We start from the raw sequence: 4,806 nt of genomic DNA, 5'->3' as shown, positions 1-4,806 counted from the left end.
CCACGCATGAAAGCCGCCTGGAAGTGCCGGTATTTCCCAATACCCAGCATATGCCCGAGCTTGTCGGGCGCATTGACGCCTGGCTCGATGCGGGCAAGCCGCTGCATGCTTACCTGATCGATGGCCACGGCATCTATACCTGGGGCCGCGACATGGCCGAAACCCGCCGCCACCTGGAAGCGCTGGAATTCCTGCTGGCCTGCGAACTGGACCTGAAGAGGTTGTCATCATGAGTCGCCTGCGCATCTACGCCGACAACGCCCACGAATCGACCCTAGCCGACATCGGCGACCACGACGCCATCTCCACGGAACTGGCCAAGGTCGGCATCCGCTTCGAAGCCTGGGAAGCCGCCCAGCCGATCACCCCCGGCGCAAGCCAGGAAGAAGTGATCGCCGCCTACCAGGGCGACATCGACCGGCTGATGCGCGAGGAAGGCTATCGCGCGGTCGATGTCATCAGCCTCAAGCCCGACCATCCCGAGCGCGCCACGCTGCGCAAGAAATTCCTGGACGAACACACCCACAGCGAGGACGAAGTCCGCTTCTTCGTCGCCGGTGCCGGCCAGTTCACCCTGCACATCCAGGGCAAGGTCTATGAAGTGCTGTGCGAGGCGGGCGACCTGATCGGCGTGCCCGACGGCACGCCACACTGGTTCGACATGAGCGAATCGCCGTATTTCATTGCCATCCGCCTGTTCACCAATACCGAAGGCTGGGTCGCCAATTTCACCGGCCAGGACATCGCTTCGCGCTTCCCGCGCATGGAGCCGCACCCTTCCGCGCCAAGGGCCGCCTGATGCCCACGATCCACGCCATCGTCACCGACATCGAAGGCACAACCAGTTCGATCGATTTCGTCCACGACACGTTGTTTCCCTACGCCCGCGAACGCCTGCCGGCGTACGTGGAAACGCATGTCGATACGGCGGAGGTGCAGCATTGGCTTTCCGAGGCCGCTCGCGAGGCGGGCCTGGTGGAGGCCAGCCGGCACGACGTGGTGGACCTGCTTCTGCGCTGGATAGATGAAGACCGCAAATCCACGGCGCTCAAGGCGCTCCAGGGCATGATCTGGAAGGATGGCTACGAAGCCGGCGACTACCAGGCCCACGTCTATCCGGACGTTCCCACGGTGCTGGCCAGCTGGCACGCGGCGGGTATTCCACTCTACGTGTATTCGTCAGGCTCGGTGCCGGCACAGAAGCTGTTCTTCCGTTACAGCCAGGCGGGCGACCTCTCACCGCTGTTCTCCGGCTACTTCGACACCACCACCGGACCCAAGCGGGAGGCGGCCTCGTACACGGCCATCGCCCAGGCCATCGGTAAGGATCCGTCCAGCATCCTGTTCCTGTCCGACATCGAGCAGGAACTCGATGCCGCCCGCACGGCCGGCTTCCAGACGGGCTGGCTGCTGCGCAAGGATCCCAAGCCCGCGCAGGCGGCGCATCGCACCTTCGCCCGCTTCGACGAGATCGTCGTCTGAAACCCTCCGCGCGCCTGTTGCTGGTGGCCCTGCTGGCCTTCGTCGGCGGCGGCGTGACCATGCATGTGCTGGCGCATTTTCACGCCGCCAGCGTGGCTGCCAGCCAGGGCCCGCCCAGCACATCGCCGGCAGTTGGCGCTGCCCCGGCAACATCGGCCGCGCAACCGGTCGGGGCATCGACCGTGGCCAACGAGGGCAGCGATGTCGACAGCGCTGCCGGCGGCGAGGATGACAACGCCGACGACTGGCCGGCCAACGCCCCCTCCCCTGAGCAGGTGCTCTACGCCCAGCATCGGATGATGGAAAAAGCCGTCGGCGAACTGACCCCCCGCGTGCCTGGCAAGCCCAACCTGTGGGTGATCGCATTCGCCGGTGACGGCGGCGAGGACGTCTTCCGCAACGAGGCCGAATACGCCCAGCGCCTCTTCGCACGACGTTTCGATGCACAAGGCCATGTGCTGGTGCTGCAGAATAACCCGGCCACGCTCGACACGCGCCCGCTTGCCACGTGGAGCAACCTGGAAACCGCACTCGACGGCGTCGCCGCGCGCATGGACCGCGGCCAGGACATCCTGTTGCTGTACCTCACCAGCCACGGCACCGAAGACCACACGCTGTTGGTGGACATGAACCCCCTGCCCCTGGACCAGCTCGATCCGGACGGCCTGGCGCAGATGCTCTCCAGCCGCCACATCCGCTACAAGGTCGTGGTAGTGAACGCCTGTTACTCCGGCGGTTTCCTGCCGTCGCTGCGTGGCGATGGAACAGCCGTTCTTACTGCCGCGCGAAGTGATCGAAGCTCGTTCGGGTGTGGTTCGGATTCAGACATCACCTACTTCGGCCATGCCTGGCTGGTGGATGGCCTGAACCAGACCGACGACATCCTGGGCGCCTTCGCCAATGCGAAGAAGGAAATCAGCCAGTGGGAGCAGCGGGACAAGCTCACCCCGAGCGAACCGCAGCTTGACCTCGGGTTCGGCATCGCCGCGCAACTGGAAAAATGGCGGACCAGCCACAAGGCCGGCCCCACCATTGGTTTCAGCGCCGCGAAGTAGCGTGCCGCTCGGCCAGCACCGCAGCCACGGCGGAAAGGTCCAGGCCGCGATCACGAAGAAGCACCGTCAGATGGAACACCAGGTCCGCTGCTTCCCCCAGTAACGCGCTGTCGTCCTGGACCACGCCCGCCAGCGCCACCTCGACGCCTTCCTCTCCCACCTTCTGCGCAATACCCCGCGTTCCGCCGTCGAACAGGGCGGTGGTGTAGCTACCCTCGGGCCGTTCGGCATGCCGGCGCGCCACCAGCGCGTCGAGCTCGGCGAGGAAGGCCAGCGGTGGACGCACCCCGTCGCCAAAGCAGCTGGAAGTACCCTGGTGGCAGGTGGGCCCCGCAGGTTCCACACGCGCAAGATAGGTATCACCGTCGCAATCGATGTGCAGGTCGACCAGGCGCAGCACGTTGCCCGAGGTCTCGCCCTTGGTCCACAACCGCTGCTTGCTGCGGCTGAAGAAAGTGACCAGGCCGCTGGCTTCGGTTTCCTTCACGGCGGCTTCGTCGACGTAACCAAGCATCAGTACTTCGCCCGTTTGCGCGTGCTGCACCACCATGGGCAACAACCCATCGCCCTTGGCCCAGTCTGGTTGCACGGTCATGCCCTTACCTCCACGCCGGCGCGGCGCAACTGGTCTTTGAGATCGTCGATGGCAATGAAGCCTGCATGGAATACGCTGGCGGCAAGCGCAGCATCGACGTCTGCCCGGGTGAACGCATCGATGAAGTGCGACGGAGTTCCCGCCCCGCCGGACGCCACCAGCGGTACCGGGCACACCTGGCGTACCGATCGCAGTTGCTCGATGTCGTAGCCCTGGCGCACGCCATCGGAGCCCATGCAGTTGAGCACGATCTCCCCCGCCCCGCGGGCGCAGGCTTCGGCCACCCAGGCAAGCGTGGTGCGGGCCAGCGCCTTCATCCTGGAAGGATCACCCGTGTACTGGCGAACGCGCCAGGTACCGTCGTCGTCGCGCAGGCTGTCCACGCCCACCACCACGCACTGCACGCCGAAAGCGGCGGCCAGTTCGTCGATGAGGTCCGGGCGCTCCAGCGCCGGGGAATTCACCGAGATTTTATCGGCGCCGGCATGCAACACCTCGCGGGCGTCCTGGACGCTGCGGATGCCACCGGCTACGCAGAAGGGGATGTCGATGACGCGGGCCACGCGCTCGACCCAATCGCGGTCCACGCGACGCCCTTCGGGACTTGCCGTGATGTCGTAGAACACCAGTTCATCGGCGCCTTCGTCGCGGTAACGCAAAGCCAGTTCGACGATGCCGCCAACCACGGCGTGATCGCGGAAGCGCACGCCCTTGACCACCTGGCCATCGCGTACGTCAAGGCAGGGAATGATGCGGCGTGCAGGCATGGTCAGGCCTCCACGCCGCCGGCTGCCGCGAAGGCATCGGCCAGGGCCAGCGACCCCTGCAGCAGGGCACGCCCGAGGATCACGCCGGCGATGCCCGCCGCAGCCACCGCGGCGACATCCGCAGCCGAACGCACGCCGCCCGACGCTTGCACCTGCAACCCCGGCGCCAGCGCCGCCAGGCGCTGGTATAGCGCGAGGTTGGGCCCGGCCATCATGCCGTCACGATCGATGTCGGTGCATAACAAGTGCACGGCGCCCGCTTTGGCGTACACCGGCGCCAGCACTTCCAAGGTGGCGCCTGCCTGCTCGGTCCATCCCGCGTGCGGCAGCTGCCAGGCGCCGTCCCGCCAGCGGGTATCCAGCGCGATCGTCAGGCGTTCGGGCCCGAACCGCGCCAGCCAGCCGGACACCGTATCGGGTTCGCGCACGGCGATGCTGCCCACCACCACCCGCGACACACCCAGGCCAAGCAGGCGCTCGATGCCGGCGGAGTCGCGCACACCGCCACCGGCCTGCAGTCGCAAGCCGGCCTTGGCGATCGCTTCGATGCAGGCAAGGTTGGCGAAGCCGCCATCACGCGCGCCGTCGAGGTCGACCACGTGCAGCCACGCGGCGCCCGCCTCGCGATACTGGCCGGCGAGGACAGCCGGATCGACGTCGAAGTTGGTCTGTTGCGCGTAATCGCCCTGGCGCAGGCGGACGACGCGCCCCTGGCGAAGATCGATGGCGGGAATCACCTGCGTCGTCATAGGTCGAGGAAGTTGGCCAGGAGGCGCGCGCCGGTGCGCGCGGAACGTTCCGGGTGGAACTGCATGCCGAAGAAGTTGCCGCGGCCGATCACGGCCGAGAACGGCTCGCCATGCGTGCTGGTGGCCAGCGTATGTTCACCCGCCGGCAGCGCATAGCT

The 4,806-nt window shown here is 66.6% G+C and carries 8 protein-coding genes; 4 read left to right on the top strand and 4 right to left on the bottom strand.

The annotated features are described in order from the left end of the window. The 4 genes from VK519_RS02115 to VK519_RS02100 form a co-directional block, all read left to right on the top strand. Positions 1-233 (top strand): class II aldolase/adducin family protein (locus VK519_RS02115; protein ID WP_324347207.1); only part of this gene is annotated, 233 nt, incomplete at its 5' end. Then, entirely contained in the window at positions 230-799 is a 570-nt protein-coding gene (locus tag VK519_RS02110; protein WP_324347205.1) for a 1,2-dihydroxy-3-keto-5-methylthiopentene dioxygenase, read from the top strand. The genes VK519_RS02115 and VK519_RS02110, both read left to right, overlap by 4 nt. Continuing rightward, positions 799-1,482 (top strand): acireductone synthase, encoded by a 684-nt coding sequence (gene mtnC, locus VK519_RS02105; protein WP_324347203.1) that lies wholly within the window; start codon positions 799-801, stop codon positions 1,480-1,482. Before VK519_RS02110 ends, mtnC begins: the two co-directional genes overlap by 1 nt. A 23-nt stretch (positions 1,483-1,505) precedes the next feature. After that, on the top strand, positions 1,506-2,537 hold the full coding sequence (locus VK519_RS02100) for a C13 family peptidase (RefSeq protein ID WP_414692680.1): 1,032 nt from the start codon (positions 1,506-1,508) through the stop codon (positions 2,535-2,537). On the opposite strand, the gene hisIE is transcribed toward VK519_RS02100, so the two are convergent. The 4 genes from hisIE to VK519_RS02080 are packed head-to-tail and all read right to left on the bottom strand — an operon-like array spanning position 2,521 to position 4,797. Further along, the gene (hisIE, locus tag VK519_RS02095; protein WP_324347199.1) at positions 2,521-3,132 is read right to left on the bottom strand and encodes a bifunctional phosphoribosyl-AMP cyclohydrolase/phosphoribosyl-ATP diphosphatase HisIE; all 612 of its coding nucleotides are present in this window, start codon (positions 3,130-3,132) and stop codon (positions 2,521-2,523) included. The genes VK519_RS02100 and hisIE overlap by 17 nt on opposite strands. Continuing rightward, positions 3,129-3,899 (bottom strand): imidazole glycerol phosphate synthase subunit HisF, encoded by a 771-nt coding sequence (gene hisF, locus VK519_RS02090; RefSeq protein ID WP_324347197.1) that lies wholly within the window; start codon positions 3,897-3,899, stop codon positions 3,129-3,131. Before hisF ends, hisIE begins: the two co-directional genes overlap by 4 nt. Before the next feature lie 2 nt (positions 3,900-3,901). Further along, a complete protein-coding gene (locus VK519_RS02085) occupies positions 3,902-4,648 on the bottom strand; it encodes a HisA/HisF-related TIM barrel protein (protein WP_324347195.1) in 747 nt (248 codons plus the stop codon). Next, on the bottom strand, positions 4,645-4,797 hold the full coding sequence (locus VK519_RS02080; protein WP_414692679.1) for a glutamine amidotransferase-related protein: 153 nt from the start codon (positions 4,795-4,797) through the stop codon (positions 4,645-4,647). The genes VK519_RS02085 and VK519_RS02080 overlap by 4 nt, the downstream gene beginning before the upstream one ends. Positions 4,798-4,806: the final 9 nt, after the last annotated feature.

Origin of the sequence: Pinirhizobacter sp. (assembly GCF_035317885.1) — a bacterium.
GTDB lineage: Bacteria > Pseudomonadota > Gammaproteobacteria > Xanthomonadales > Rhodanobacteraceae > Pinirhizobacter.
This window is presented reverse-complemented; position numbering and strand designations above follow the sequence as displayed.

Bases quoted from the DNA above. Each gene is read 5' to 3' on its own strand.
- VK519_RS02085 (WP_324347195.1), bottom strand. From the start codon at position 4,648: ATGACGACGCAGGTGATTCCCGCCATCGATCTTCGCCAGGGGCGCGTC.
- mtnC (WP_324347203.1), top strand. From the start codon at position 799: ATGCCCACGATCCACGCCATCGTCACCGACATCGAAGGCACAACCAGT.
- hisIE (WP_324347199.1), bottom strand. From the start codon at position 3,132: ATGACCGTGCAACCAGACTGGGCCAAGGGCGATGGGTTGTTGCCCATG.
- hisF (WP_324347197.1), bottom strand. From the start codon at position 3,899: ATGCCTGCACGCCGCATCATTCCCTGCCTTGACGTACGCGATGGCCAG.
- VK519_RS02110 (WP_324347205.1), top strand. From the start codon at position 230: ATGAGTCGCCTGCGCATCTACGCCGACAACGCCCACGAATCGACCCTA.